The sequence below is a fragment of the Rhodocytophaga aerolata genome (assembly GCF_030503435.1).
GTDB classification, from domain to species: domain Bacteria; phylum Bacteroidota; class Bacteroidia; order Cytophagales; family 172606-1; genus Rhodocytophaga; species Rhodocytophaga aerolata.
The window spans coordinates 1-1,964 of record NZ_JAUKPO010000136.1; the positions used below are offsets into that span (position 1 = coordinate 1).

The 1,964-nt window shown below is 37.2% G+C and carries 3 protein-coding genes; all 3 read right to left on the reverse strand.

What is annotated here, in order from left to right; all coding sequences use genetic code 11:
• Positions 1 to 139: 139 nt before the first annotated feature.
• Positions 140 to 598: a DMP19 family protein gene (locus Q0590_RS37145; RefSeq protein ID WP_302042750.1), complete on the reverse strand. Its 459-nt coding sequence runs from the start codon at positions 596 to 598 to the stop codon at positions 140 to 142.
• Positions 599 to 710: 112 nt separating this feature from the next.
• A complete protein-coding gene (locus Q0590_RS37150; protein WP_302042751.1) occupies positions 711 to 1,319 on the reverse strand; it encodes a hypothetical protein in 609 nt (202 codons plus the stop codon).
• Positions 1,320 to 1,433: 114 nt separating this feature from the next.
• The gene (locus Q0590_RS37155) at positions 1,434 to 1,856 is read right to left on the reverse strand and encodes a hypothetical protein (RefSeq protein ID WP_302042752.1); all 423 of its coding nucleotides are present in this window, start codon (positions 1,854 to 1,856) and stop codon (positions 1,434 to 1,436) included.
• Positions 1,857 to 1,964: the final 108 nt, after the last annotated feature.

Genomic DNA, 1,964 nt, shown 5'->3' on the forward strand with positions numbered 1-1,964 from the left:
TCTTCTTTCCCCGATCTCTCGATCTTTCAAGAAAACGAGTCGCACATGGCCCACAAACTCCCGCATACCGTGCCTCTGTGCTAGGACATGAGCTGAGAATAGGCCGGTTGGCGGTCGAGTTAGGTGTTAGCACCTGTCCTTATTTATTATCCTTAATCACTATTTCTAAATTCTCTTTAATAAAAGCTACCTTTTTGTCTTGGTATGAGGGCAAAGCATAATATTCTTCATCCAATTCATCAAATGCAGGGTTTCTTCTATCTGTGTAACTATCCCTATCCTGCAAGTATACCTGTTTAGATATTTGAGCTAATCGAATGAATGCCTCACTGCCGAACTGTTTCAATCCTTCAATCGCATCATCAATGTATTCAAGCTGCCAATTACGGTAAAACTGGTCAAAGCCTCCGTTATTGACTTCACCGTCTAAAACTTCACTAGCAACAAGCTGCTTTTGCAGAGAATTTAAAGGCTGTCTTAAGTTCACCTTCTCAGACAGAAAGTCTATTATCTGCCAATAGTATTCATCCTCTGAGGAGCTTACTAATGCCTTTTTTAGTTCGTTGATTCGGTCTTGCTCAAACTTCTGTACTTTCATATTCTTTGATAGGTGCTAACGGAGCATGACTAAACGGCGGTGTGGCTCGAAGCGTTAGCCTGGCGCTTTAGAGGCCCACTGACCGAATTAGTTGATGTTAGGCACATTACTTTTACTTCCTTCTGACAAATAGTACTGAATCAATCGGTTGTTCTTCTAAGCTAATCTTGTTTTGGTAATACTTGCCAATATCTGAGGAGCGAATTTTAGTTTTCTTCAGATAAAATTTTAACGTATCTAATTTTTCAAAATCACCCACATTAAACTGCCTATTATGCACATCTATCAGTCCATTATTTAATGAATAGTAATCAAGAAACTTCTCTCCTAAGGTATATGTCACTTCATTAAAAGTTGTGTCATTCCTATTAGCATCAAGTACTAAACCGTATTGATTTGGACTACCACTAGATTCATAAGTTATATTCTTCCAATTGCTAGCAGACTTCTCATAATAAGAAGAAAAAATAAAGAAGTGATGCTTCAATTTTACGGCATCCTGTATAAAAATCTTTCCTGGATGAAATACCATTGAATCATTAATAATTATCTTTTCACTAACTGGATAGTATACAGCCGCTAGGAACTCACTTTCTTCGTCTAATCCAGCTAAAATTGTAGTAGTCGATTCAGCCCGATTCACTGTTCTTATTCTTAAAGCTAGAAGAGCAATAGTAAGGATAACGATAACCGAGAATAATATTATTTTAAATATTTTCATTATGTATTGTGCCTAATGGGCCAATGCTTCCCGCATACCAGTCCCACCGGGGTGTAGCCATGTGCTAAGGCAGGGCTGGTTGGTGGACGAAGCTGGTGTTGCCTGCATAGCCTTTTAATCATTTTTTAAGTTAGGATAAGGATTCTCGAGAGTAGATTTCCTCCATATACTTCTTTCTGCCCTTTCTAATGCTTCCTGTAGATTAAAGTTGCTTCCTAATTTGTCAAGCAGGAAATCAGCATCAGTCAAGTCTGTCTCTTCTTTATAAATCACTTGTCCCAAAGTTTCTTTTGCTAAAAAATAAGCTACTCTATTTCCCAATATTTCATTACTTGCCTTAATTTCTAATATCAGAGGATTATTATTTATGGGATTAATATCAATAACTTCATCTTTATTTTCTCGGCTTGCAATATATAATTCTGTCCAATCTCTACTTGCCGGATTATAAGAGTTTCCATCTGTATCAGTATTATGAAAATCAGACCAAAGAAAAGATTCTACTAGTCTAAAATCAGGTCTTGGACCGTTTATCAATACTTTAATCTTACAGGTAAGCATCAATTTATTAATCTATTTAGCTTGCAGGCAATGTACCAATTATAACCGCAGCTGTTGCCCCTTGCTAGAGCTCTGCGGTTAAGC